Genomic DNA, 23,202 nt, shown 5'->3' on the forward strand with positions numbered 1-23,202 from the left:
GGCGGCCCGGCTTGGGTTTGCCGACGAAGCGGGTCGGCAAGCAAAAAAGGTGCGGCTCGCGCCACACCTTAGCTGCGTTGCCGGCGCGGAGCCAGGCTTAGTGGTGGCTGCCTGCCGGGCCGTTCAGCTTGTAGCGGGTGCCACAGTAGGGGCACAGCGCTTCGCCGGTCTTGTGCACGGGCAGGAACACGCGCGGGTGGGAGTTCCAGGACACCATGTCCGGCATCGGGCAATGCAGCGGCAGGTCGTGCTGGGTGACTTCAATCACGCGTTGGGTGTTTTCTTTCAGTTCAGCCATTCTGTATTCCTTGCGGGCCGCTCGCGCGGGCGGGCGGCTTCGCTTTTCTCAATTGACGTAGGTCAGCCAGTGCTGGTGTTCGGCATCCAGTCCTTTGACGATGCCGAAGTAGCGCTTCTGGATTTCGGCGGTGATGGTACCACGATTGCCGTCGCCGATCGCGCGTCTGTCGAGCTCGCGGATCGGGGTCACTTCGGCGGCGGTGCCGGTGAAGAAGGCTTCGTCCGCGCTGTAGACTTCGTCGCGGGTGATGCGTTTCTCTATCAGTTCCAGCCCCATTTCCTTGGCGATCTGCACCACGGTATCGCGGGTGATGCCCTCCAGCGCGCTGGTCAGGTCCGGAGTGTACAGCTTGCCCTTGCGGATGATGAAGATGTTTTCACCGGAACCTTCCGCCACGAAACCGTCCACGTCCAGCAGCAGCGCCTCGTCGTAGCCGTCGGCGGTGGCTTCGTTGTTGGCCAGGATGGAGTTCATGTAGTTGCCGTTGGCCTTGGCCTTGCACATGGTGATGTTGACGTGGTGGCGGGTGAAGGAGGAGGTCTTCACGCGTATGCCTTTTTCCAGGCCTTCGTCGCCCAGGTAGGCGCCCCAGGGCCAGGCGGCCACGATCACGCGCACGTCGTTCTTCAGCGGCGCCACGCCCAGCTTGCCGGAGCCGTAGAAGGCCATCGGGCGGAAATAGCAGGATTTCAGGCCGTTGGCCTTGACCACGTCCAGATGGGCCTGGCTGATCTGCTCCGGCGTGAACGGCAGCTGCATGCCCAGGATCTTGGCGGAGCGGAACAGCCGCGCGGTATGGTCTTCCAGACGGAAGATGGCCGGGCCCTTGGGGGTTTCGTAGGCGCGCACGCCTTCGAACACGCCCATGCCGTAGTGCAGGGTGTGGGTCAGTACATGGGTGGTGGCGTCGCGCCAGTCAACCAGTTTGCCGTCATACCAGATATATCCGTCACGATCAGCCATCGACATCTTGGTGTTCTCCAATATTGTGTTTTCGTTTTGCGGGTTGGGCCGGATGCGGTCCGGCCTTATCCAATGAGTTTATCTCGCCGCCATGACGCTGTGAACCGTTTGTCAGGAAAAATTGAGCGCTTGCTCGAATACGCGTTGCCACAACGCTCGGCATTGGCTGTAGTCCTCCAGCAAGGCGGCGTCCGGCGCCACGGTCTGGCGTTCGTTGAGCCGGGCGGAGTGCTGCAGCCGGCGGTAGTGGCGGTAGGCGTCGCGCGCGGCTTCGGCGTCGGCGGCGGGGATCAACCCGGCTTCGGCGGCGGTGGCCAGCAGCGCGATATTGCCGGCGTTGGCGGTCAGCGCCGGCAGCGCGTGGGCGTGGGCCAGAATCAGGTATTGGACCAGGAATTCGATGTCTATGATGCCGCCGCGCGCGTTCTTGGGGTCTTCATCGCGGGCGGGGTGGCTGTCCAGCATGCGCTGGCGCATCGCCAGCACTTCATCGCGCAGCGTGGAGAGATCGCGCCTGCGGGTCAGGATGGCGTGGCGCTCCTGCTCGAACTGGGCGCCGACTTCGGCGTCGCCGGCCACGTAGCGGGCGCGGGTCAGCGCCTGGTGTTCCCAAACCCAGGCCTGCTGCTCCTGATACTGACGGAAGGCGTTGACCGAGCTGACCAGCAGGCCGCTGGCGCCGTTGGGGCGCAGCCGCAGGTCGATGTCGTAGAGCACGCCGGCGGCGGTGGCGCTGGTCAGCCAGGTGGACATCTTGCGCGCCAGCCGCGAGTACAGCTCGGCGGCGTCCGGATGTTCGTCGTCGTAGAGGAAGATCAGGTCCAGGTCCGAGGCGTAGCCCAGTTCTTTGCCGCCCAGCTTGCCGTAACCGATGATGGCGAAGCGCGGCGTGTCGCAGTGGCGGCTGGGGATGTCCAGCCAGGCGTGGCGCAGCGTGGCCGCCAGCACGATGTCGGCGAGCAGCGACAGTTGGTCGGACAGCGCCTCCACCGTCCACATGCCGGCCAGGTCTTGCGCCACCAGGCGGAAGGATTGCGCGTGTTGGAAATGGCGCAGCGCGTCCATCTTGGCTTCCACGTCGCCGTGGGCCTGGCTCAGTTGCTGTTCCAGCTGTGCTTCCAGCTGCGGCCAGTCCGGCGTGGCGTAGAGCACGCGCGCGTCCAGCAGTTCGTCCAGCAGTATCGGGTGGCGGGTCAGATAGCCGGAGACCCAGGCGCTGGACGAGTAGAGCGAGGCCAGCCGCTGCAGGGTCTGCGGGTATTCGGTCAGCAGCGCCAGGTAGGAGGCGCGGCGGCTGATCGCTTCCATCAGCGCGATGATGCGCGCCAGCGTGGCGTCGGCGTTGTCGAAGCGGGAAGCGACCTCGATCAGCGCTGGCATCAATTGGTCGAACTGCTTGCGGCCGTTCAGCGGCATCTGCTGGTAGCGCTGTCCCTGGGCCAGGCTTTGTAACTGGCGCGCCACTTGTTCCGGTTCAGAGAAGCCCAGCGCTTGCAGTTTTTCCACCGGCAGGCAGTCGGCGATGTCCAGCCACAGCTCGGAGAGCGGATGATCGGCGGCGCCCTCGGTGGGCAGGATGAACACTTGCTCGAAGTGGCGGGTGACCTTGCGGCGCTGCTGGTTGAGCCGATTCATGAACTGTTCCCAGTCGGCGCAGCCCATGCTGGCGGCGATGCGGGCGCGGTTGTCGGCGCCGCTGGGCAAGGTTTGGGTTTGTTGATCGTCCAGATATTGCAGCCGGTGTTCCAGATTGCGCAGAAAGGCATAGGCCTCGAGCAGCTCGGTGACGGCGGCGGGCTCCAGCAGCCGCAGTTCGCCCAGCCGGCGCAGCGTTTCGCGAGTGCCGCGCAGTTGCAGGCTGCGGTCGCGGCCGCCGCGTATCAGCTGGAACACTTGGGCGATGAACTCCACTTCGCGGATGCCGCCGGGCCCCAGCTTGATGTTGTCGGCCATGTCGCGGCGCGCCACTTCGCGGCGAATCTGCGCATGCAGTTCACGCATCGCGCCGTAGGCGCTGTAGTCCAGGTATTTGCGGTAGATGAAGGGCCGGGCCATGTCGGCCAGCGCCGCCGCGTCGCCGCTGAGCGCCCTGGCCTTGATCCAGGCGTAGCGCTCCCATTCCCGGCCCTGGCTCAGCAGGTAGTTTTCCAGCGCGGCGAAACTCATCGCCAGCGGGCCGGAATCGCCGTAGGGCCGCAGCCGCATGTCGACGCGGAACACCTGGCCGTCGGCGGTGACGTCGTTGAGCAGGGCGATCAGCTTCTTGCCCATCTGAGTGAAGTATTCGTGGTTGCTGATGCTGCGGCCGCCATGGTGGCCGCCGTCGGTGTCGCCGCTCTCGGGGTAGATGAAGATCAGGTCGATGTCGGAGCTGACGTTGAGCTCGCCGCCGCCCAGCTTGCCCATGCCGATGACGATCAACTGCTGGACCTCGCCGCTATCCTCGCCTATCGGCTGGCCGTAGTGGGCGAGGCCGGCGCGCGCCGAGGCCAGCGCCCGTTCTACGGCGAAATCGGCCAGCGCGCTGACGGTGGACACCACCTCGTCCAGGCTTGCCAGGCCGTTGAGGTCGCGGCAGATCAGCCGCGCCACCACCGCCTGGCGCAGCCGCCGCAGCGCCGGCGCCAGCCCTTCGGCGTCGCTCAGCGCCTGCCAGTCGGCGAAGGCTTCCATCTCAGCCGCGTCAAAAGGCTGGCCTAGCCGGGCTTGCAGCCGCTTCAGCTCCTCGGGGCGGGCGGTCAGCAAACGCTGCAGATAGTGGGAGAACTCGCGGCTGCGGGCAATGGCAGCGGCCGTGTTTGCTGGCATAATAGGCCTCTACGGCATGTCAATTCTTGATGGCCACATTGTAACGGTTTGCCGCATTTGGAAAAGCTCTTCTCCGTTCTGTCCCATATCCATGTGATCAAGGTCCTGAAACGGACCTGTGCGCTGTTGGGAATGGCCATCGCCGCCGCCTTGACGCTGCTGCTGGTAGCGTTCTGCGCGTTCACTTTCTGGGTGCTGCCCAATCTGGCCCAGTTTCGCCAGCCGCTGGAGCGCTATCTGAGCCAGTCGCTGGGACGGCCGGTGCAGGTGGCGGCCTTGTCCGGCGAGTGGCTGACCGTGGGGCCGCGTTTCGAGCTGGGCGGCGTCACCATCGCCAATCCGCAGGACGGCAAGGCGCTGACCTTGCGCCAGGTATCGCTGGAGCCGTCGTGGCGTTCCTTGCTGGCCTTGGAGCCGCGGCTGGCCAGCGTGGTGGTCAAGGGGCCGACGGTGGAGCTGCTGCGCTCGCGCCAGGGCGTGATCTATCTGAACGGTTTCGATCTGACTTCCGGCCCGTCCGACAGCGGCCTGGGCAATTGGCTGCTGCGTCAGCCCAGCCTGGAAATCAGCGATGCGCGGCTGAGCTGGCAGGATGAGCTGCTGGGCCTGCCGCGGCTGGACCTGAGCCAGGGCCAGCTCAAGCTGAGCGCCGGCCTGCTCGGTCACAACCTGAAGCTGTCGGGCCAGCCGGCGGCGTCCTTGGGCAAGGGCTTTGATCTGACTGCGTCCTGGCGCGGCGACGACATCGCCGCCTGGCAGCAGTGGTCGGGCTCGCTCAAGGTGGCGCTGGACGGCGCCAAGGTGGGCTCGTGGACGCGTTATCTGCAGCAATTGGGCATGCTGCGCAGCGGCGAGGGCAGTGGCACGGTGGAGATGTCCTTCTCCGACGGCGCCATCGATGGGCTGACCGCCAATGTCAATGTCCACGACGCAGCGTACACGCCGCCGGATTCGCATGAATTGGTGCTGCCGCGGTTGCAGGGCGAATTGCAGCTGACGCGCCAACTCAGTGGCAGCTACAAGGTCAAGGCCAGCCGGCTCACCCTGGCCAGCGCCAGCGGCCTGGCCTTCGACAACTCCAATATCGACGGCGAGTGGCGCTATGGCGCGCAGGGTTTCGGCCAGCTGACGCTGGACAATGTCGATCTAGGTCATCTGACCCCCTTCATTCACGCGCTGGGCGCCGATCGCAACCCGCTGTTCGCGCGTTTCTCGCCCAGCGGCGCCTTGCGCGACCTGACCGTCAGCTGGAAGGGCGCGCTGGAAGCTCCCAAGGCGTTCAAGCTCAAGTCCCGCTTCGAGAAACTGGCCTGGCAGCCTTTCGATGGCCTGCCCGGCGTGGCTGGCGTCAGCGGCGCGATCAACTTCGACGAAAACGGCGGCCGGCTGCAGCTGGACACCGGCAAGTCCCAGGTCAGCTATCCCTCGGTGTTCGTCGCGCCGCTGGCTTTCGACAAGCTGACCGCCGATGTGGGCTGGCAGCGGCAGGGACAGGCCGTGACCTTGGATTTCCGCCGGGTCGATTTCTCCAACGCCGAGCTGTCCGGCAGCCTGCAGGGCAGTTACCGCCATCAGGGCGAAGGCGCCGGCGTCGCCGATTTGCGCGCCAGCATCGCCGGGGTGCCGGCGGCCAGGGTGGTGGATTATCTGCCGACCGAGGTCGGCGAACACACCATGCGCTGGCTGCGCCAGGCGCTACAGGGCGGGCAGCTGCGCCAGGCGACAATGAAGCTGCGCGGCGATCTGGAGCAGTTTCCCTTCGTCGGCGGCAAGGGCGGCGAGTTTCTGGTGGAAGCCGAAGTGGAGCGCGCGCGTCTCAGCTATCAGCCGGGCTGGCCGCGCATTGACGACATTGATGCCCAATTGCTGTTCCACAATGAGCGCATGGAAGTGAACGCGCGCCATGCCAGCACCGTGGGCGTGCCGCTGAGTGGCGTCAAGGCGGTGATCGCCCATCTGGGCGCCGAGGTGCCCATGCTGACGGTGGAGGGCCGCGCGGCCGATCGCCTGCAGCGCATGCTGGCCTTCACCACCCAAAGCCCGGTGGATGGTTGGCTGGACGGCTTCACCGGCCAGATCGAGGCCGGCGGCGACGCCAGCCTTGATCTGAAATTGACGATACCGCTGGCCGGAGAGCAAGGCGTGGCGGTGCGCGGCGATCTTCACTTCGCCGACAACGCGCTGCGCTTCAAGTCCCTGCCGATTCCGCCGCTGAGCAAGACGCGCGGCCGGCTGACCTTTACCGAGCGCGGCGTGGACAGTCCCGGCCTGCAGTTCGTCGGCTTTGGCGGGCCGTTCCAGCTGAAGGCCAATACCGGCGTCGATAAGCGCATGCGTTTCGAACTGACCGGCCAGGCCGATTCGCGCCAAGTGTTGCAACAATATCTGCCGGCGCTGGCGCCGCGGGCGGCGGGCAAGTCAGGCTATCGCGCGCAGTTCGTCGTCAAGCAGGGCCTGGAAAGCTTGGCCGTGAGCTCGGATCTGCAAGGCACCGGCTTCGATTTGCCAGCGCCGCTGGCCAAGGCCGCCGCCGCGGCGCTGCCTTTGCAATTGCAGCTGCGGCCGCAGCAGATGCGCGGCGTCCAGACCCAGCGGCTGGAGTTCAGCCTGGACGGCATGCTCAGCGGCCGCTTGCGGTTGGACGAGCACGGCGAGTTGCAAGCCGGCGCGCTGGGCGTCGGCCGCGCGCCGGGAGAGCCGGTGGCGACTGGATTGGCGGTGCGGGTGGCGCAGCCCAAGGTGGTGCTGGAGGATTGGCTGAAGCTGGCCGACGGCGCTCAATCCGCGAGCGGAGAGCCAGCGGCGCTGCCGGCGGTGCAGCTGGAACTGGATACGCCGGAGCTGGTGTTGCCCGGCCTGAGCCTGCATAAGGTGAACGCCAAGCTGGGCAACCGCGAATTGTCCAAGGCCTGGACCATACAGCTGCGTTCCAATGAGATGAGCGGCGATGCCAGTTATCGGCCGGAAGGCGACGGCCTGCTGCAGGCCAATCTCAGCCGGCTGGCCTTGAGCCTGCCGGCGGACAAGAAGGAGGGCGCGGCTGACAGCAAGGCGACGGACGAGGCGTCGATGCTGAACCGCAAATTGCCGGACATGAAGGTGCGCGTCGGCGAACTGGTGCTGCAAGGACGCTCGGTGGGCCGGCTGGAGCTGGAGGCGCGCCGCGACGGCAGTGTCTGGCAGATGGCCCCGCTGCGGCTGACCACCAACGACGGCACGCTGAAGGCCACGGTGCGTTCGGACGCGCGCGGCGCCGGCAATGTCGACGCCCGTTTCGAACTGAATGTCAGCGATGCCGGCAAGCTGCTGACGCGGCTGGGCCAGGGCGAGATTTTCCGCAACGGCCAGGGCACGCTCAGCGGCCGCTTGAATTGGCCCGGCGGCCTGGGGGATCTGGATTTGGCCAAAGTGTCCGGCGAATTGGCGCTAGACTTCAAGGATGGACGCTTCGCCAAGGTGGACCCGGGCGTGGTCAAGCTTTTGGGCGCGCTCAGCCTGCAGTCGCTGCCGCGCCGCATCCGCCTGGACTTCACCGATGTGTTCAGCGACGGTTTCGCCTTCGACACCCTCAAGGGCGAGGCGCAGGCGCGCAACGGCCTGTTCACCTCCCCCAAGGTGGAGATGAAGGGGCCGGGCGCGGAAGTGACGATTTCCGGAGTGCTGGATCTGGGCAAGGAGAGCCAGGCCTTGAAGGTGCATGTGCTGCCGCGCTTGGCTGAGAGCGTGGCGCTGGCGGCGGGCGCGGCCCTGCTCAATCCGGTGGTGGGCATCGCCACGCTGGCGGCGCAGAAAGTGCTGCGCGATCCGGTGGGCCGCATCCTGTCGGTGGATTACGAAGTGAGCGGCTCACTGCGCGATCCCAAGGTGGTGCGCACCGCGATCGGTCCGATACAGCAGAACAAAGGGGGAAAACCATGAAGCAGAAATTTTTGGCGGCGGCGGTGCAGATGGTGTCCGGCTCCGACGTGGACGCCAATGTGCGCCGCGCCGCGCATTGGGTGGCGGAAGCCGCGGCCCAGGGCGCGCGGCTGGTGGTCCTGCCCGAGTATTTTTGCCTGATGGGACGGCAGGAAACCGACAAGGTGGCCGTGTGCGAAGCCTATGGCGACGGTCCCATCCAGCAGGCGCTGGCGCGGATGGCGCGGGAGAACCGCGTGTGGCTGGCCGCCGGCACCGTGCCACTGCGCAGCCCGGAGCCGCAGCGGGTGTTGAACACCACCTTGCTGTTCGACCCGGACGGCGAGGTGCGCGCGCGCTACGACAAGATCCATCTGTTCGGCTTCTCCGGCCTGGGCGAGAGTTATTGCGAATCCAACACCATCCGTCCGGGCGAGCAGCCGGTGAAAGCGGACCTGGGCTTCGCCGAGATGGCCTTCGGCATCTGCTACGATCTGCGCTTTCCCGAGCTGTTCCGCCAGTTGTCGCCCTATGATCTGATGATTTTGCCGGCGGCCTTCACCGCCACCACCGGCGAGGCGCATTGGGAGCCCTTGCTGCGCGCGCGCGCGATAGAGAATCAGAGCTATGTGCTGGCCTCGGCGCAGGGCGGAGAACACGACAACGGCCGCAAGACCCACGGGCATTCGATGATCATCGATCCCTGGGGCCGCGTGCTGGCCGAAATAGACAAGGGCGAGGGCGTGATCCTCGCCGAAATCGACCCGACATTGATCCAGTCGGTGCGCACCCGCCTGCCGGCGCTGGCGCACCGCGTACTCGCGTGAAAGAACCCGACACTATGCAAGATGCTTTCTCCGCGGCAGACAGCCTGCTGCTCAAGCCTTACGGTCTGGACGAGGCGGCTTTGGAAGCCACGCTGGCGCGCATGCGCCACCACGCCATCGACTACGCCGACCTCTATTTTCAATACACCCGCAGCGAGGCCTGGAGCCTGGAAGAGGGCATCGTCAAGTCCGGAAGCTTCAGCATCGATCAAGGCGTGGGCGTGCGCGCGGTGGCCGGCGACAAGACCGCCTTCGCCTATTCCGACGCCATCAGCCTGGAGGCCCTGAGCCGCTCCGCCGACGCGGTGCGCGCCATCGGCCAGGCGGGCGGCGACGGTTCCGCCGGCGCGCAGACCCTGCGCGCGCCCAAGCCGCTGTATCCGGCGCTGGACCCGTGTCACAGCCTGGAAGCGGCGGCCAAGGTGGCCTTGCTGGAAAAAGTGGAGCGGATGGCCCGCGCCTTGGACCCGCGGGTGATCCAGGTGATGGCCGGCATGGCCAGCGAATACGATGTGGTCTACGTGGCGCGCCACGACGGCGTGCGCGCCGCCGACGTGCGGCCGTTGGTGCGGCTGTCGGTGTTGGTGATCGCCGAACAAAACGGCCGCCGCGAGCAGGGCTCCAGCGGCGGCGGCGGCCGCTTCGACCTGGCCTACTTCGACGACGAGGTGCTGGAGCGCTATGCGCGCCAGGCGGTGCATCAGGCGCTGACCAATCTGGATTCGCGGCCGGCGCCGGCCGGCCAGATGACCGTGGTGCTGGGGTCGGGCTGGCCCGGCGTGTTGTTGCACGAGGCGATAGGTCATGGCCTGGAAGGCGATTTCAACCGCAAGGGCACTTCGGCCTTTTCCGGCAAGATCGGCCAGCGGGTGGCGGCGAAGGGCGTCACGGTGGTGGACGACGGGGTGATGGAGGAGCGGCGCGGCTCGCTGGCGATAGACGACGAGGGCAATCCCACTCAGCGCACCGTGCTGATCGAGGATGGCGTGCTCAAGGGCTATATGCAGGATGCGATGAATTCGCGCCTGATGCAGGTGGGCGCCACCGGCAACGGCCGTCGCGAGTCCTACGCCCACATCCCGATGCCGCGGATGACCAATACCTATATGCTGGCCGGCCAGCACGATCCGCAGGAAATCATCGCCTCGGTCAAGGACGGCTTGTACGCGGTCAATTTCGGCGGCGGCCAGGTGGACATCACCAGCGGCAAGTTCGTGTTTTCGGCGTCGGAAGCCTGGCGCATCGAAAACGGCAAGCTCAGCTACCCGGTCAAGGGCGCCACCCTGATAGGCAACGGGCCGGACGTGCTCAACTACGTCAGCATGATAGGCAATGATTTGCAGCTGGATCAGGGCGTCGGCGTCTGCGGCAAGGAAGGCCAGAGCGTGCCGGTGGGCGTGGGCCAGCCCACGCTGCGCATAGACGGAGGGCTGACCGTGGGCGGCACCGGCGGCTAAGAACCTGTTCAAAGTCTGCTGCGCTTCGGCGATACGGCGTTGAAAACGAGCTCAAAATGCTCATGTACCACTTGTACATTCCGCTTTTTCACTCGTTTTCGCCTTGTCTCGCTCTTGCTCGCGAGACTTTGAACAGGCTCAAAGAACCTATGTAAACAGGTTCTTTGAGAAAGGCGAAGCGCTGGAGCTTCGCCTTTTTTTTGGGTCTATTTTCAAATTGAACAAGCAGATCATCCAAATTTAAAGCCAATTATCAAATTCCTTGGGCGGCGACACAATGCGCTGGTCCGGTGTCGCCGTGTTGGCGACGCCGCAATCGGGAGACGATGATGAAAGCTTTGACCTTGGCGCTGGGCTTTGGCCTGGCCTTGAGCACGGCCTTCGCCGGCGCGGCGGAAAACCTGCCGCAGCCGGCACGGGTGTGGGCGGACCGCCCGGCCGGCAGCGTGGCGGCGGTGAAACTGGCCGCATTGCGCTACGCGGCATTCTGGAACAGCGGCGATCCGCGCTACGCCGAGCTGGCGCTGGACCCCGACTTCATCGACCGCACTCTGCCCGCCGGCCGTCAGCAGGGCGTGGCCGGGCCCTTGCAGGCTTCGCGCCAGTTCCGTGCCGCGGTGCCGGATTTGAAGGTGGACGTCACCGATATGGTGCTGGCCGGCGACCGCGTCGCGCTGCGCCTGCATTTCCAGGGCCATTTCAGCGGCCGCTTCGGCGATGTGCAAGGCCAGGGCCAACCGGTGGAGTTCCAGGCCTTCGACCTGTACCGCGTCAAGAACGGCCGCATCGCCGAGAACTGGCACCTGGAAGACAATCTGACCCTGATGCAGCAATTGGGCGTGGTGAAGCCATGAGCGCGGCGGCCTTTTCTTTCCACGGCCAGGTCGTGGCGGTGCTGGGCGGCGGCTCCGGCATCGGTCGAGCGGTGGCGGACGCGGCCGTGGCGGCCGGCGCGAGGGTCTATGTGCTGGGACGTAGCGCCCAATCCGAGGCGGATCGCGAAGGTATACAGGCGGACATTACCGACAGCCGGGCATTGGCCCGGGCCTTCGCCGACATCGGCCGCATCGATCACCTGGTGCTGACCGCAGGCGCCCGGGTCGGCGCGCCGGCCTTGGCCGAGTTGAGCGAGGAGGCCTTGCGGCAGACTTTCGACGTCAAGCTGTTCGGTAGCCTGCTGGCGCTGCGCGAGGCCTTGCCCTATCTGGCGGAGCGGGCGTCGGTGACCTTCACCTCCGGCCTGTTGGCGCGCAAATTCTCCAGCGGCGGCCTGCTGAAAAGCACGGTCAACGCCGCGCTGGAGGCGGCGGCCAAGAATCTGGCCAAGGAGCTGGCGCCGCGCCGCGTCAACGTGGTCAGCCCCGGCGTGGTGGACACCGAGCTATGGGGCGAGGCCGGCTCGGCCGCGCGTCAGGCGACGCTGGCCCGCATCGGCCAGGGCCTGCCCGTCGGCCGCGTCGGTCAGCCGCGGGAATTGGCGCAAGCCTATCTGCTGGCGATGGCCAACGGCTTCATCACTGGCGCGGTGCTGGACGTGGAGGGTGGGGCCTTGTTGTAGGCCCGCCCCAAGAGAGAGGACTCGAGATGTCCGATACCCTACCCATCAATCGTCGCCAGTTCCTGGCCGGCGCGGCCGCGGGCAGTACCGCGCTGATGCTGGCGCACGGCGCGGCGCTGGCGGCGACAGGAGCAAGCAAGATGACGGCAACTTCAACAAGCGACGGCGCTTTCTGGCCGAATGGCGCCCGCCTGGCGATTTCGATTTCCATGCAGTTCGAGGCCGGCGCGCAGCCGGAGCGCGGCGCCAGTGGGCCGTTTCCGCCGCTGGACCCCAAGTACGCGGATCTGCCGATGCAAAGCTGGTACGACTATGGCGTGAAGGAGGGCATTCCGCGGTTGCTGGATTTGTGGGACCGCACCGGGGTCAAGGTGACTTCGCACATGGTGGGGCAGGCGGTGGACCGCAGCCCGCGGCTGGCGCGCGAGATCGTGGCGCGTGGCCACGAGGCGGCGGCGCACGGCCAAACCTGGGAGCCACAATACCCGATGACGCCGGAGCAGGAACTGGCGGCCTACAGCGCCAATATCGCCAGCATCGAGCGCGCCACCGGCACGCGGCCGGTGGGCTTCAACGCCTTCTGGCTGCGCGGCACGCCCAATACCCTGAGCATTCTGCAGCAGCTGGGCTTTCTCTATCACATCGACAACGTCAGCCGCGACGAGCCGTTCACGGTGGCGGTCAAGGGCAAGCCGTTCGTGGTGGTGCCCTATACCTTGCGCAACAACGACATCGTGCGTTTCGATTCGCCGGCGTTGAGCAATGAGGCTTATCTGTCGGACCTGAAGGCCGAATTCGACGTGCTCTACGCCGAGGCGGGTTCGCGGCGGCGGATGATGTCGATCAGCACCCACGACCGCATTTCCGGCTCGCCGGCGCGGGTCAAGGCGCTGGAGCAGTTCATCCGCTATGCGCAGGGCCATGCTGGCGTCGCCTTCATGCGCAAGGATGAGATCGCGCGCTACGCCTTGCAGGCGGACAAGGTGCCGGCGGACTGAGTTCTTGAGTCGCGTTCCCAAACCGCGGGACGGCCATTGGCCGCGCCGCGGTTTTCTTAGAACCTGTTTACGATCTCGCGAGCTAAGGCGAGACAAGGCGAAAACGGTTGAAGAAGCGGAATGTACAGGTGGTACATGAGCATTCTGAAAGCGTTTTCAACGCCGTATCGCCGACGCGCAGCAGATCGTAAACAGGTGCTTACAATTGGGCGCCGGCCTCCGGCAGCAGGGCGGTGGCCGGCAGCGTCGACAGCCGCTCGCGCAGGAAGTCGATCAGCCGGCGGATGCGCAGCGGTTGGCCGCGCTGGCCGGGGTAGAGCAGGTGCAGCGGCGCGCTGTCGGTGAAGTATTCGTCCAGCACCGTGAGCAGGCGGCCCTGGCGCAGATCGTCGGTGATGTCCAGCAGCGATTTGTAGGCGAAGCCCTGGCCTTGCAGCGCCCAGCGGCGGATGACCTCGCCGTCGTTGCTCTGCTGCGCGCGCTCCAGCCGCAGCGCGCGGCGCTGGCCGTGCTCACGATAAGGCCATTCGTGCATCGGGCCGTCGCCGGTGACCAGGGTCAGCGTCGGCAGTTCGGTCAATTGCCGCGGATGGCTGGGCATGCCGGTGCGCGCCAGCAGCGCCGGCGCGGCGCAGACCACGCGGCGGCTGGCGGCCAGTTCGCGCGCGATCAGGCCGCTGTCCGCCGGCTGGCCGTAGCGGATGGCGATGTCGATGTCCTCGCCGATCAAGTCGGCCGGGGTGTCGTCCAGCTGCAAGGCGAAATGCACCGCCGGGTGCAGGCGGCGGAATTCGTCCAGGCAGTCCAGCAAGGCGTGGCGGCCCAGGTCCGAAGGCGCCGACAGCCGGATCAGGCCGCTGAGTTCGCGCTGCTCGCGCTGCAGCCGGTCCTGGCCTTGCTGCAGGGTGTCCAGCGCGCGCTGGCAGTGGTCGCGGAACACTTCGCCGGCCTCGGTCAGCCGCAGCTGGCGGGTGGTGCGCTGGAACAGCCGGCTGTCCAGCGCGGCCTCAAGCCGCTGGATGCAGGCGCTGGCGGCGGCGGGGGACAGGCCTTGCTTGCGGCCGGCGGCGGAGAAGCTGCCCAGCTGGGCGGCGTCGAGGAAGAGGCGTAGGTCGTTGAGTCGATCGAGCATGAGCATGGCCGGGCGCGGCTGCGCCCGGGCGGGGAGGGGTTTAAATGGTTTCGGTATTGGCCAGCAGCCATTCGCGCGCCGCGCTGTCCACCAGCGGCAGCAAGCGCGCGCGCACTTCCTCGTGGTATTGGTTCAGCCAGTCCATCTCGGCGCGGGACAGCAGGTTGAAGTCCAGGCAGCGGGTGTCGATGGGGCACAGGGTCAAGGTTTCGAAGCGCAGGAAGTCGCCGAACTCGTTCTGCGACGAGGCCACGTTCAGCACCAGGTTCTCGATGCGCACACCCCAGCGGCCCGGGCGATAGACGCCGGGTTCGATCGAGGTGACCATGCCTTCCTGCATCGCCATATTGGCGTCCGGCACCGCGCGGGAAATGCTTTGCGGGCCTTCGTGCACATTGAGGAAATAGCCGACGCCGTGGCCGGTGCCGTGGCCGAAGTCGATGTCCTGCTGCCACAGCGGCGCGCGCGCCAGCGCGTCCAGCATAGGCGACAGGGTGCCGCGCGGGAAATGGGCCATGGACAGGCCTATGGTGCCTTTCAGCACCAGGGTGAAGTCGCGCTTCTGCTCGGCGGACGGCGCGCCGACCGCCACCACGCGGGTGATGTCGGTGGTGCCGCCCAGGTATTGGCCGCCGGAGTCTATCAGCAGCAGGCCGTCGCCCTTGATGTCGCTGTGGGCGGCTGCGGTGGCGTGGTAGTGCGGCAGCGCGCCGTTGGCGTTGAAGCCGGCGATGGTGCCGAAGCTGGGCGACACGAAGCCGGGCCGGCGCGCGCGCGCGGCGGTGATTTCCTCGTCTATGGTCAGCTCGGTGACGCGGCTGCGGTTGACCTCGCCTTCGAACCAGGCGAAGAACTCGCACAGCGCCGCGCCGTCCTGTTCCATCGCGCGGCGGATGTGGGCGGCCTCTTCCTCCGTCTTGCAGGACTTGAACAGGGTGCTGGGATTGATCGCCTCGATCACGCGGGCGGCCGGATTGACCGCCTGGCGCAGGCCCAGGGTCACGCGGCGCGGGTCCAGCAGCAGGCTGGCGCCGGCCGGCAAGGCGGCGAGCGCCGGCTTGGCCTGGGCGTAAGGCCGCACTTCGACGCCGTCGGCCGCCAGTTGGGCGCGCAGCTCGGCGGAAACCTTGCCTTCGCCGACGAAGAGGGTGGCCTGCTGACGGCTCAGCAGCGCGTGGCTGATGAAGACCGGATTGTAGTTGACGTCGCTGCCGCGCAGATTGAAGCTCCAGGCGATGTCGTCCAGCGTGGACAGGAAGTGCCAGTCGGCGCCGGCCTCGTCCATGGCGGCGCGTAAGCGCGCCAGCTTGTCGGCGCGGCTTTGCGGCGCGAAGGCCGGTTCATGCTGATAGACCGGCGCGTCCGGCAGCGGCGGGCGCTGCGGGTCGATGGCGTCTATCAGGTCCAGATCGGTGCGCAGCCGGGCGCCGGCCTGCTCCAGCGCGGCTTGCAGCGCCTTGGCCGCGGCCAGGCCCAGCGAATCGCCGTCCACCGCCAGCGTCTGGCCGGTGCTCAGGGTCTTGGCGATCCAGCCCAGGTGATCGGCGCTGGCGGCGCTGACGATCTTGACCAACTGGATGCCGCTGCCGGCCAATTCGGCCTCCGCTTGAACCCAGTAGCGGCTGTCGGCCCAGACGCCGGCGAAGTTGTGGGTGACGATCAGCGTGCCCATGGAGCCGGTGAAGCCGGACAGCCATTGGCGGGCCTGCCAGCGCGCCGGCAGGTATTCCGACAGATGCGGGTCCGAGGAGGGCACCAGACAGGCGTCGACGCCGGCGTTCTTCATGGCGGCGCGCAAGGAGGCGATGCGTTGCGGAATGGTGTCCAATTGCGGGGTTGCGAGGGTGTTCATGCCGGCTCCGGGGGATGTATGCCATGCATTCTGTGGCTAATGAAACCGGGGCGCAAGAGTATGAGCATAGCTGATGATTGCCATGTCATTTTTTGAGCCGGCACGATGGCCGCCGACAGGTCTATACTGGAGCCGGCATCGGCGCCGCCGATGCACGCCAAGGAGCTGATCATGAGTAAATCAAGACACAGCAGCAAGGAAGCCAAAAAACAGCCGTTGCTGACGCCCAAGGAAAAACGGGCAGCCAAGCATCAGAAGAAACACGGGCCGGATGGCGCGCCCATCATTGTGCCTCACTAAGGCGAGCGCCGCGGCGATGCGGCTGCCTTGATGTGCTGAGCGCCTCGCTGATTTTGATCCGTGCGCTGTTTCCATTCACGGTCCATGCGACCGTCCACGCCGGCCAGCGGGCCGGCCAATCGCCCAAACCTCCTGCCGCTGTGGTCAGGAGGTTTTTGTTTGCTGCGTTGAGTCAGGGCGAAGGCATGCACGCGCGGCCAAAATATGCCTTCTTGATTTTTTGCGGCGGAGACGATAGCTTTACTGGCTTTATTCGGGGCCGGCCGCAGTGAGCGCGGCAGGGGTAAGGGAAAGCGATGCAACAAGCCATCGAGGCGGCGGGTTATCACGCCCATGTGTATTTCGACACGGCGCAGCAAGCCGCGGCGCGGCGGCTGCGCGAGGCGGTGGCGCAGCGCTTTGCCGTGGAATTGGGACGCTGGCGCGAGCAGGCTTACGGGCCGCATCCGGTGGGCGCGTATCAGATCGCTTTCGCACCGGCCTTGTTCGGCCAGATCGTGCCGTGGCTGATGCTGAACCGGGAGGGGCTGAGCGTGTTGTTGCATCCGCTGACCGGCGACGATGTCGAGGACCACAGCGATTTCGCCATGTGGCTGGGCGCGCCGCTGGAATTGAACATGGACTTTCTACGCCAGCACGGCGACAACGGGCGCTCGGGCTAGTCCGACGGGCGCGGCCAAAACAAAACCCACCGGCCTGAGCCGGTGGGTTTTGTGATTGACGGGTACCGGTTTTAGCGCCGTTCCACCGCCAGCGCCACGCCCATGCCGCCGCCTATGCACAGCGTGGCCAGGCCCTTCTTGGCGTCGCGACGCTGCATTTCATGCAGCAGGGTGACCAGCACGCGGCAGCCGGAGGCGCCGATCGGGTGGCCCAGCGCGATGGCGCCGCCGTTGACGTTGACCTTGTCCGGGCCCCAGCCCAGTTCGCGCGCCACGCCCAGCGCCTGGGCGGCGAAGGCTTCGTTGGCTTCCACCAAATCCAGCTCTTCCACGGTCCAGCCGGCCTTGTCCAGTGCCTTGCGGGTGGCGGCCACCGGGCCTATGCCCATGATTTCCGGCGCGCAGCCGGTCAGCGCGTAGCCCTTGATCGCGGCCAGCGGCTTCAGACCCAGCTGGTCCGCCTTCTGCGCCGACATCAGCAGCACCGCGGCGGCGCCGTCATTGATGCCGGAAGCGTTGCCGGCGGTGACGGTGCCTTCCTTCTTGAAAGCGGCGCGCAACTTGGCCAGGCCCTCGGCGCTGGCGTCGTGCTTGATGAACTCGTCGCTGTCGAAGGCCAGCGGATCGCCCTTGCGCTGCGGCACCAGCACCGGCGTGATCTCGTCCTTGAACTTGCCGGCTTGCTGCGCGGCGGCGGCGCGTTGCTGCGAGGCCAGCGCCAGCGCATCCTGCTCTTCGCGGCCGATGCCGTACTTTTCCGCCACGTTTTCAGCGGTGATGCCCATGTGGTAGGCATTGTAGGCGTCGGTCAGGCCGTCGTTGACCATGGTGTCGATCAGCTGGGCGTTGCCCATGCGGAAGCCGTCGCGCGAGCCGGGCAGGATGTGCGGCGACAAGGACATGCTTTCCTGGCCGCCGGCGATGACGATGTCGGCGTCGCCGTTGGCGATGGCCTGGGCGCCCAGGTGCACGGCGCGCAGGCCGGAACCGCAGACCACGTTGAGGGTGGTGGCCGGGGTGGTGACCGGCAGGCCGGCCTTGATCAGCGCCTGGCGCGCCGGGTTCTGGCCGCTGCCGGCGGTCAGCACTTGGCCGAGGATGACTTCGCTGACGTCTTCCGGTTTCAGGCCGGTTTTGGCCAGCAGCGATTTGATGACGGTGGCGCCCAATTCCGGGGCCGGGATCTTGGCCAGCGCGCCGCCAAAGCTGCCGATGGCGGTGCGGGTTGCTGCGACAATCACGACTTCCATGTTTTTCTCCGTCTCTCTCTTCAATGTGACCGCGAAGGTCGGTGTGCCGGCCAGCGCGCCGGCGGCGGGGCGGGGAGACCGCTAAAGCGCTTCGAAGCGGCTTTCAATCCCTTGCCCAAGCATCCCGCCGAAGCGCGGCAGACTTTGAACCGTTTTTCTTAGAGCCTGTTTATGATCTCGCGAGCTAGGGCGAGACAAGGCGAACACGAGCGAAAAAGCGGAATGTACTCGTGGTACATGAGCATTTTGAGCTCGGTTTCAACGCCCATGTCTATCCATCCCGCCGACGCGCAGCAGAGCGTAAACAGGTTCTTATTGCAGGCTGGCCACCACGCTGGGCATGGCCTTGGCCAGCACATAGCTGCCCGGCGCCGCTTGCAGCGGCGGGAAGTCCTTGCTGCCCAAGGCCTTGGGCGCTGCGACTTTCTTGCCGGATTGCGGCGCCAGCCAGGCATCCCAGTCCTTCCACCAGCTGCCGGGGCGGCTTTCCGCGGTTTCCAGCCAGGTGTCGGCGTGTTCGGGCAGCTTGTCGTTGACCCAGTAATTGCGCTTGTCCTTGGTCACCGGATTGATCGAGCCGGCGATGTGGCCGGAAGCGCCCAGCACGAAGCGCCGCGACGGCGCGCCGGTCAGGTAGTGGATGCCGGAGTAGGCCGAGCTCCACAGCACGATGTGGTCTTCGCGCGCGGCGAAGATATAGACCGGGATATTGATCTTGGAGATGTCGATGGGCACGCCGCACAGGGTGATGGAACCCGGCTTGGTCAGCGCGTTGTTCATGTAGAACTGGCGCAGCAGGAAGGTGTGCATCGGCAGCGGCAGGTCCACCGCGTCGTTGTTCCAGTAGAGCAGGTCGAACGGCGCCGGCGTCTTGCCCAGCAGATAGTTGTTGACCACATAGTTCCACACCAGATCGTTGGCGCGCAGGCTGGCGAAGGTGCGGCCTATCTCCTTGCCGCTGATGATGCCGCCGGCGGCGATCTTGGCTTCGCGGCTGGCCACCAGGTTCTCGTCGATGAAGTAGGAGATCTCGCCCGGCTCGGCGTGATCTATCAGCGAGGTCATGAAGGTGGTGGAGTCGAAGTACTTGAGCCCGCGCGCCTGCAGCACGCACTGGGTGGTGGTCAGGATCACGCCGCCGACACAGAAGCCCAGCGCGTTCATGCTGTCCTGCTTGCTGATCTTGCGCACGGTTTCCGCCGCGGCGATCACGCCTTTCTCGATATAGCTTTCCCAGGTGAAGTGCTTCATCTCCGGTTCCGCCGAGCGCCAACTGATCAGGAACACGCGGTAGCCCTGGGCGACGAAGTGACGGACCATGGAATTGTCCGGCTGCAGGTCCATCAGGTAGTACTTGTTGATGCAGGGCGGCACGATCAGCAGCGGCTTTTCATAGACCTGGCCGGTGGTGGGGGTGTACTGGATCAGTTCGATCAAGTCGTTGCGGAACACCACTTCGCCGGGGGTGACCACGATGTTCTTGCCGATCTCGAACTGACTTTCGTCCGACATCGAGATATGGCCCTTCTGGAAGTCCTCCAGCATGTTCTTCATGCCGTCGACCAGGCTTTCGCCCTTGGTCTCTATCGCCCGTTTCATCACGTCCGGGTTGGTCAGCATGAAGTTGCTGGGGGAGACCGCGTCCAGGTATTGGCGGGTGGCGAAGGCCAGCTTGTCCTTGGCTTCTTCCTCCAACTGGGCGTTGTCCACCAGCTCGGTCATCCATTTGCTGGTGAGCAGATAGCCTTGCTTGAGGAAGTGGTAGAACGGGTGCTCGTCCCATTCCGGCGAGGCGAAGCGGCGGTCGCCCTTTTTCGCCGAGGCGTCGCCGTTGGCGGCGGGCGCCTGGCCCAGGAATTGCGACCACAGATTCATCTGCTGCTGATACAGGCTGCTTTGCCAGGCGAACAGCTGGCCGGCGTTGCTGAGCATGGCGCCCCAGGCGTTGGCCAGCGGCAGTTCAGCATTTCCAGGTTGCGGCGGCAGCGGCAGGTTGTTGACGAACTGCTGCATCCATTGTTGGTTGGCCTCGGATAGGCTGGAGAAGAAACTATCCAGCGGATTTGTACTTTCTTGGGTCAAAGCTGTCTCCTGAAACGTGCCGAAGCGTTATCGAAGCTTTCCTGCATTGGACCGTGTAACAAAATGTGCGGTCGCAAGGTACGCCATGACTGTAACAGGGTTGCATGACATTTTCACCGGGAGGAGGACGATAAGGCGCGTCGAAAGCCGCATCTTGTTGCCGCGGTGCACAATCTGCCTAGCTGTCCTTTTGGCCTGGCATGCCGAGGGGGTGGAATTTATGGGATAATCGCGAAGATTCGATTGGGGTTGAACAGAACGGGAAAGGATAGTCATGCCGGCATTCAAGGCGCGTTTGGGCGATCAGGAAGTCGCGGTGGGCAATGTCTTCTGCATCGGGCGCAATTACGCCGCGCACGCGGCGGAGTTGAACAATCCGCTGGAAGACGAGCCGCTGGTGTTCCTGAAACCGACGTCGGCGCTGGTCGGCGAGGGCGAGCCCTTGAGGCTGCCCGATTATTCCAGCGATGTTCACCACGAGTGCGAACTGGTGCTGCTGATAGGCAAGGACGGCCGCGATATCGCGGAAGCGGAAGCGCTAGGCCATGTGGCCGGCTACGGCATCGGCCTGGACATGACCGCGCGCGACGTGCAATCGGCGGCCAAGAGCAAGGGCCATCCGTGGACCAAGGCCAAGGGTTTCCCCACCGCCGCCAGCCTGTCGCGCTTGGTTCCTGCGGAACGAGTGGCCGATCCGCAGCGGCTGAGCTTTGAATTGCGCGTCAACGGCGAACTGCGCCAACAGGGCGACACCGGCTTGATGCTGTTCCCGGTGGCCGCCATCATCGCCTATCTGTCGCGGACCTATGGCCTGCAGGCTGGCGATTTGATTTATACCGGCACGCCGGAGGGCGTGGCGGCGGTGCGTTCCGGCGACCGGCTCAGCCTGAAGCTGGAGGGCCTGGCCGCCGCGGAATGGAGCGTGCTCTGATGGCGGTCGGCGCCGAGGACGACGGCAAGGTCCGTCTCGACAAATGGCTGTGGGCCGCCCGTTTCTTCAAGACCCGGCAGCTGGCGCATGAGGCGTTGGAGCTGGGGCGGGTGCTGGTCAACGGCGACCGGGTCAAGGCGTCGCGGGTGGTCAAGGAGGGCGACCAGCTGGCGATGCGCATCAATCAGCTGGAGTACCGCGTCGAGGTGCTGGCGCTGAGCACCCAGCGTCGGCCGGCGCAGGAGGCGCGGCTGCTCTACCGCGAGGAAGAGGCTTCTCAGCGCGCGCGCGAAGAGCAGGTGCTGCTATTGAAGGCGGAGCGCGCCAGTTTTCCGCATGGCGATGGCCGCCCCACCAAGAAGGCGCGCCGCGAGATCAGCAAGTTCAAAGGGCAATTTTAAGAGGCGGTTCAAAGCCCGCCGCGCCCCGCGCGCCATTCACGTTTTCAACCAGGAGCCCGTCTAGGGCCGAGCTTCAGATCATGTCGTCTTCCGCGTCACCCGCCGTATCCCTGCTGCCGTTCAGCCTGTTCTATTTCAGTTATTTCGCCTTCCAGGGCCTGTTCAGCCCGTTCTGGGGACTGTATCTGCAGTCGCTGTCCTTCTCCGCCTGGCAGATCTCGGTGCTGATGGCCTTGTCCACGCTGGCGCGCATCGTGGCGCCCGGCTTCTGGGGCTGGCTGGCGGACCGGCGCGGCCGCCGGCGCGCCATCATTCTGACGACTTCGCTGCTGTCGGCTGCGGCCTTCCTGCTGGTGGGGATGGACCGCGCTTTCTGGTGGGTGTTCGTCAGCCTGGCGGTGTCGCATTTCTTCTGGGCGGCGGCGCTGCCGCTGGTGGAGGCCAGCACCGCCCACCTGACGCGCGCTCAGCCGGGGCGTTACAGCCGGGTGCGGGTCTGGGGCTCGATAGGCTTCGTCTGTCTGGCGATGAGCGGCGGCCTGCTGCTGGACGGCATAGGCATAGGCAATCTGCCGTGGGCGCTGTGCGCGCTGCTGGCCCTGGTGGCCGTGGCGGCCTGGCGGGTGCCGGAAGTGGCCGCCGAGCGCAAGGGCGGACCATCGGTGCCGATAGCGGCCACGCTGCGGCGGCCGGAGGTGATGGCCTTGTTCGGCTGCTGCTTCCTGATGGCCTTCGCCCACGGCCCTTACTACACCTTTTTCTCCATCGGCCTGAAACAGGCGGCTTATGAGCAGGGCGCCATCGGCATGTTGTGGGGGCTGGGCGTGGTCAGCGAGGTGGCGGTATTCCTGCTGATGCCCAAGATCATGGCGCGCGCGCGTTTGGAAACGTTGATGCTGTTGTCGCTATTGGCGGCGGTGCTGCGTTTCGCGCTGATCGCCGCCGCGGCGCAGCTGGCCTGGGTGGCGATAGGCGCTCAGCTATTGCACGCGCTGACTTTTGGTCTGCACCACGCCGCTTCGGTGGGGTTGATCCACCGCATGTTCGACCAACATCACCACGGTCGCGCCCAGGGTCTGTACATCATCGCCTCCTTTGGCGTCGGCGGCAGCGCCGGTGGCCTGATCGGCGGGCTGGTATGGCCGCACGGCGGCATGGCGACGACGTTCGCGATGTCGACGGCCGCCGCCGCGCTGGGCGTGTTGCTGTGCTGGCGCTGGCTGCGGCCGGCGGCGCCTGTTCAGGCGGGCTGATCTTTCAACAGGGCCGGCGGCACGAAGTAACAGCTGTCGCCGTCGATGCCGGGCAGCTCGATTCGGCCCTGATAAAACAGGCCGATTTTCTCCAGCACGCGGATGGACGCCTGGTTGTGCGGCGCGGTGATGCCCACCACCACCGCGTGGCCCAGTTGTTCGCGGCCATGTTCAATGGCGGCCAGCGCGGCTTCGCTGGCGTAGCCGCAGCCCCAGTATTGTTCCAGGAAGGCGTAGCCTATGTCCGGGTAGGCCAGGCCATCGCGCTTGACCAGGCCGCAGATGCCGACCGGGGCGCCATCGTCCAGCCGCTCCACCAGCAAGAGGCCGTGGCCGTGCTTGCGGTAGCTGGCCTGCGGGCCTTCCTCGATATAGCGCAGCGCGCCGAGCAGGTCGTGGGCGTTCTTGTCGCCGATATTGGCGATGAAGGCTGGTTCGTTCAGCAGCTTGAGCATGAAGGGGGCGTCGCTGGCGTGCAGCGGGCGCAGTTGCAGTCTGGCGGTGGCGATGTGATGCATGGCTGGTTCGGA

At 65.9% G+C, this 23,202-nt stretch carries 19 protein-coding genes; 11 read left to right on the plus strand and 8 right to left on the minus strand.

All coding sequences use genetic code 11. The annotated features are described in order from the left end of the window. Positions 1–97 precede the first annotated feature (97 nt). From ACE3QM_RS04795 to glnE, 3 genes are all read right to left on the minus strand, one after another. Complete coding sequence (locus ACE3QM_RS04795) at positions 98–298, minus strand: zinc-finger domain-containing protein (RefSeq protein ID WP_048408587.1); 201 nt, start codon at positions 296–298, stop codon at positions 98–100. 48 nt (positions 299–346) lie between these two features. Further along, entirely contained in the window at positions 347–1,270 is a 924-nt protein-coding gene (locus ACE3QM_RS04800) for a branched-chain amino acid transaminase (protein WP_374420624.1), read from the minus strand. 105 nt (positions 1,271–1,375) lie between these two features. Next, the gene (gene glnE, locus ACE3QM_RS04805) at positions 1,376–4,072 is read right to left on the minus strand and encodes a bifunctional [glutamate--ammonia ligase]-adenylyl-L-tyrosine phosphorylase/[glutamate--ammonia-ligase] adenylyltransferase (RefSeq protein WP_374420626.1); all 2,697 of its coding nucleotides are present in this window, start codon (positions 4,070–4,072) and stop codon (positions 1,376–1,378) included. A gap of 57 nt (positions 4,073–4,129) precedes the next feature. Between glnE and ACE3QM_RS04810 the strand changes: the two genes are divergently transcribed. From ACE3QM_RS04810 to ACE3QM_RS04835, 6 genes are all read left to right on the plus strand, one after another. Then, positions 4,130–7,990 carry a YhdP family protein gene (locus tag ACE3QM_RS04810; RefSeq protein ID WP_374420628.1) on the plus strand — a complete coding sequence of 1,287 codons (3,861 nt, stop codon included), beginning with the start codon at positions 4,130–4,132 and terminating at the stop codon, positions 7,988–7,990. Next, positions 7,987–8,796, plus strand: a complete 810-nt coding sequence (locus ACE3QM_RS04815) for a carbon-nitrogen hydrolase family protein (RefSeq protein WP_374420630.1) — start codon at positions 7,987–7,989, stop codon at positions 8,794–8,796. Before ACE3QM_RS04810 ends, ACE3QM_RS04815 begins: the two co-directional genes overlap by 4 nt. 14 nt (positions 8,797–8,810) lie before the next feature. Beyond that, positions 8,811–10,253, plus strand: coding sequence for a metalloprotease TldD (tldD, locus tag ACE3QM_RS04820; protein WP_048408583.1), 1,443 nt, complete (start codon positions 8,811–8,813; stop codon positions 10,251–10,253). Between the two features lie 329 nt (positions 10,254–10,582). Continuing rightward, positions 10,583–11,107, plus strand: coding sequence for an ester cyclase (locus tag ACE3QM_RS04825; protein WP_374420632.1), 525 nt, complete (start codon positions 10,583–10,585; stop codon positions 11,105–11,107). Continuing rightward, positions 11,104–11,811 carry an SDR family oxidoreductase gene (locus ACE3QM_RS04830; protein ID WP_374420634.1) on the plus strand — a complete coding sequence of 236 codons (708 nt, stop codon included), beginning with the start codon at positions 11,104–11,106 and terminating at the stop codon, positions 11,809–11,811. Before ACE3QM_RS04825 ends, ACE3QM_RS04830 begins: the two co-directional genes overlap by 4 nt. Positions 11,812–11,837: 26 nt before the next feature. Then, the gene (locus ACE3QM_RS04835) at positions 11,838–12,809 is read left to right on the plus strand and encodes a polysaccharide deacetylase family protein (protein ID WP_374420636.1); all 972 of its coding nucleotides are present in this window, start codon (positions 11,838–11,840) and stop codon (positions 12,807–12,809) included. A gap of 199 nt (positions 12,810–13,008) precedes the next feature. Here ACE3QM_RS04835 and ACE3QM_RS04840 read toward each other — a convergent pair whose 3' ends face one another. Both ACE3QM_RS04840 and ACE3QM_RS04845 read right to left on the minus strand, forming a co-directional pair. Beyond that, entirely contained in the window at positions 13,009–13,941 is a 933-nt protein-coding gene (locus tag ACE3QM_RS04840; RefSeq protein WP_048410846.1) for a LysR family transcriptional regulator, read from the minus strand. A 40-nt stretch (positions 13,942–13,981) separates the two neighbouring features. After that, positions 13,982–15,769, minus strand: a complete 1,788-nt coding sequence (locus ACE3QM_RS04845) for a M24 family metallopeptidase (RefSeq protein ID WP_374420724.1) — start codon at positions 15,767–15,769, stop codon at positions 13,982–13,984. Between the two features lie 129 nt (positions 15,770–15,898). On the opposite strand from ACE3QM_RS04845, the gene ACE3QM_RS04850 reads away from it, so the two are divergent. Next, the gene (locus ACE3QM_RS04850) at positions 15,899–16,093 is read left to right on the plus strand and encodes a hypothetical protein (RefSeq protein ID WP_231461246.1); all 195 of its coding nucleotides are present in this window, start codon (positions 15,899–15,901) and stop codon (positions 16,091–16,093) included. A 296-nt stretch (positions 16,094–16,389) separates the two neighbouring features. After that, entirely contained in the window at positions 16,390–16,755 is a 366-nt protein-coding gene (locus tag ACE3QM_RS04855; protein WP_048410823.1) for a DOPA 4,5-dioxygenase family protein, read from the plus strand. A 71-nt stretch (positions 16,756–16,826) separates the two neighbouring features. On the opposite strand, the gene ACE3QM_RS04860 is transcribed toward ACE3QM_RS04855, so the two are convergent. Both ACE3QM_RS04860 and ACE3QM_RS04865 read right to left on the minus strand, forming a co-directional pair. Continuing rightward, positions 16,827–18,005 carry an acetyl-CoA C-acetyltransferase gene (locus tag ACE3QM_RS04860; RefSeq protein ID WP_231461247.1) on the minus strand — a complete coding sequence of 393 codons (1,179 nt, stop codon included), beginning with the start codon at positions 18,003–18,005 and terminating at the stop codon, positions 16,827–16,829. Between the two features lie 312 nt (positions 18,006–18,317). Continuing rightward, entirely contained in the window at positions 18,318–20,018 is a 1,701-nt protein-coding gene (locus ACE3QM_RS04865) for a PHA/PHB synthase family protein (RefSeq protein ID WP_374420726.1), read from the minus strand. 343 nt (positions 20,019–20,361) lie between these two features. On the opposite strand from ACE3QM_RS04865, the gene ACE3QM_RS04870 reads away from it, so the two are divergent. From ACE3QM_RS04870 to ACE3QM_RS04880, 3 genes are all read left to right on the plus strand, one after another. Then, on the plus strand, positions 20,362–21,018 hold the full coding sequence (locus ACE3QM_RS04870) for a fumarylacetoacetate hydrolase family protein (protein ID WP_374420639.1): 657 nt from the start codon (positions 20,362–20,364) through the stop codon (positions 21,016–21,018). Then, entirely contained in the window at positions 21,003–21,419 is a 417-nt protein-coding gene (locus ACE3QM_RS04875) for an RNA-binding S4 domain-containing protein (protein WP_197081500.1), read from the plus strand. The genes ACE3QM_RS04870 and ACE3QM_RS04875 overlap by 16 nt, the downstream gene beginning before the upstream one ends. Before the next feature lie 80 nt (positions 21,420–21,499). Beyond that, positions 21,500–22,672 carry an MFS transporter gene (locus ACE3QM_RS04880; protein ID WP_374420641.1) on the plus strand — a complete coding sequence of 391 codons (1,173 nt, stop codon included), beginning with the start codon at positions 21,500–21,502 and terminating at the stop codon, positions 22,670–22,672. Here ACE3QM_RS04880 and ACE3QM_RS04885 read toward each other — a convergent pair. Next, positions 22,660–23,190: a GNAT family N-acetyltransferase gene (locus ACE3QM_RS04885; RefSeq protein ID WP_048410816.1), complete on the minus strand. Its 531-nt coding sequence runs from the start codon at positions 23,188–23,190 to the stop codon at positions 22,660–22,662. The genes ACE3QM_RS04880 and ACE3QM_RS04885 overlap by 13 nt on opposite strands. Positions 23,191–23,202 lie beyond the last annotated feature (12 nt).

This window comes from Chromobacterium sp. (assembly GCF_041912965.1).
In the GTDB taxonomy this organism is placed as follows: domain Bacteria; phylum Pseudomonadota; class Gammaproteobacteria; order Burkholderiales; family Chromobacteriaceae; genus Chromobacterium; species Chromobacterium aquaticum.

Coding starts and splice junctions, on each gene's coding strand:
- ACE3QM_RS04795 (WP_048408587.1), bottom strand. CDS start 298: ATGGCTGAACTGAAAGAAAACACCCAACGCGTGATTGAAGTCACCCAG.
- ACE3QM_RS04800 (WP_374420624.1), bottom strand. CDS start 1,270: ATGTCGATGGCTGATCGTGACGGATATATCTGGTATGACGGCAAACTG.
- glnE (WP_374420626.1), bottom strand. CDS start 4,072: ATGCCAGCAAACACGGCCGCTGCCATTGCCCGCAGCCGCGAGTTCTCC.
- ACE3QM_RS04815 (WP_374420630.1), top strand. CDS start 7,987: ATGAAGCAGAAATTTTTGGCGGCGGCGGTGCAGATGGTGTCCGGCTCC.
- tldD (WP_048408583.1), top strand. CDS start 8,811: ATGCAAGATGCTTTCTCCGCGGCAGACAGCCTGCTGCTCAAGCCTTAC.
- ACE3QM_RS04825 (WP_374420632.1), top strand. CDS start 10,583: ATGAAAGCTTTGACCTTGGCGCTGGGCTTTGGCCTGGCCTTGAGCACG.
- ACE3QM_RS04830 (WP_374420634.1), top strand. CDS start 11,104: ATGAGCGCGGCGGCCTTTTCTTTCCACGGCCAGGTCGTGGCGGTGCTG.
- ACE3QM_RS04835 (WP_374420636.1), top strand. CDS start 11,838: ATGTCCGATACCCTACCCATCAATCGTCGCCAGTTCCTGGCCGGCGCG.
- ACE3QM_RS04840 (WP_048410846.1), bottom strand. CDS start 13,941: ATGCTCGATCGACTCAACGACCTACGCCTCTTCCTCGACGCCGCCCAG.
- ACE3QM_RS04850 (WP_231461246.1), top strand. CDS start 15,899: ATGGCCGCCGACAGGTCTATACTGGAGCCGGCATCGGCGCCGCCGATG.
- ACE3QM_RS04855 (WP_048410823.1), top strand. CDS start 16,390: ATGCAACAAGCCATCGAGGCGGCGGGTTATCACGCCCATGTGTATTTC.
- ACE3QM_RS04860 (WP_231461247.1), bottom strand. CDS start 18,005: ATGGAAGTCGTGATTGTCGCAGCAACCCGCACCGCCATCGGCAGCTTT.
- ACE3QM_RS04865 (WP_374420726.1), bottom strand. CDS start 20,018: ATGCAGCAGTTCGTCAACAACCTGCCGCTGCCGCCGCAACCTGGAAAT.
- ACE3QM_RS04870 (WP_374420639.1), top strand. CDS start 20,362: ATGCCGGCATTCAAGGCGCGTTTGGGCGATCAGGAAGTCGCGGTGGGC.
- ACE3QM_RS04875 (WP_197081500.1), top strand. CDS start 21,003: ATGGAGCGTGCTCTGATGGCGGTCGGCGCCGAGGACGACGGCAAGGTC.
- ACE3QM_RS04880 (WP_374420641.1), top strand. CDS start 21,500: ATGTCGTCTTCCGCGTCACCCGCCGTATCCCTGCTGCCGTTCAGCCTG.
- ACE3QM_RS04885 (WP_048410816.1), bottom strand. CDS start 23,190: ATGCATCACATCGCCACCGCCAGACTGCAACTGCGCCCGCTGCACGCC.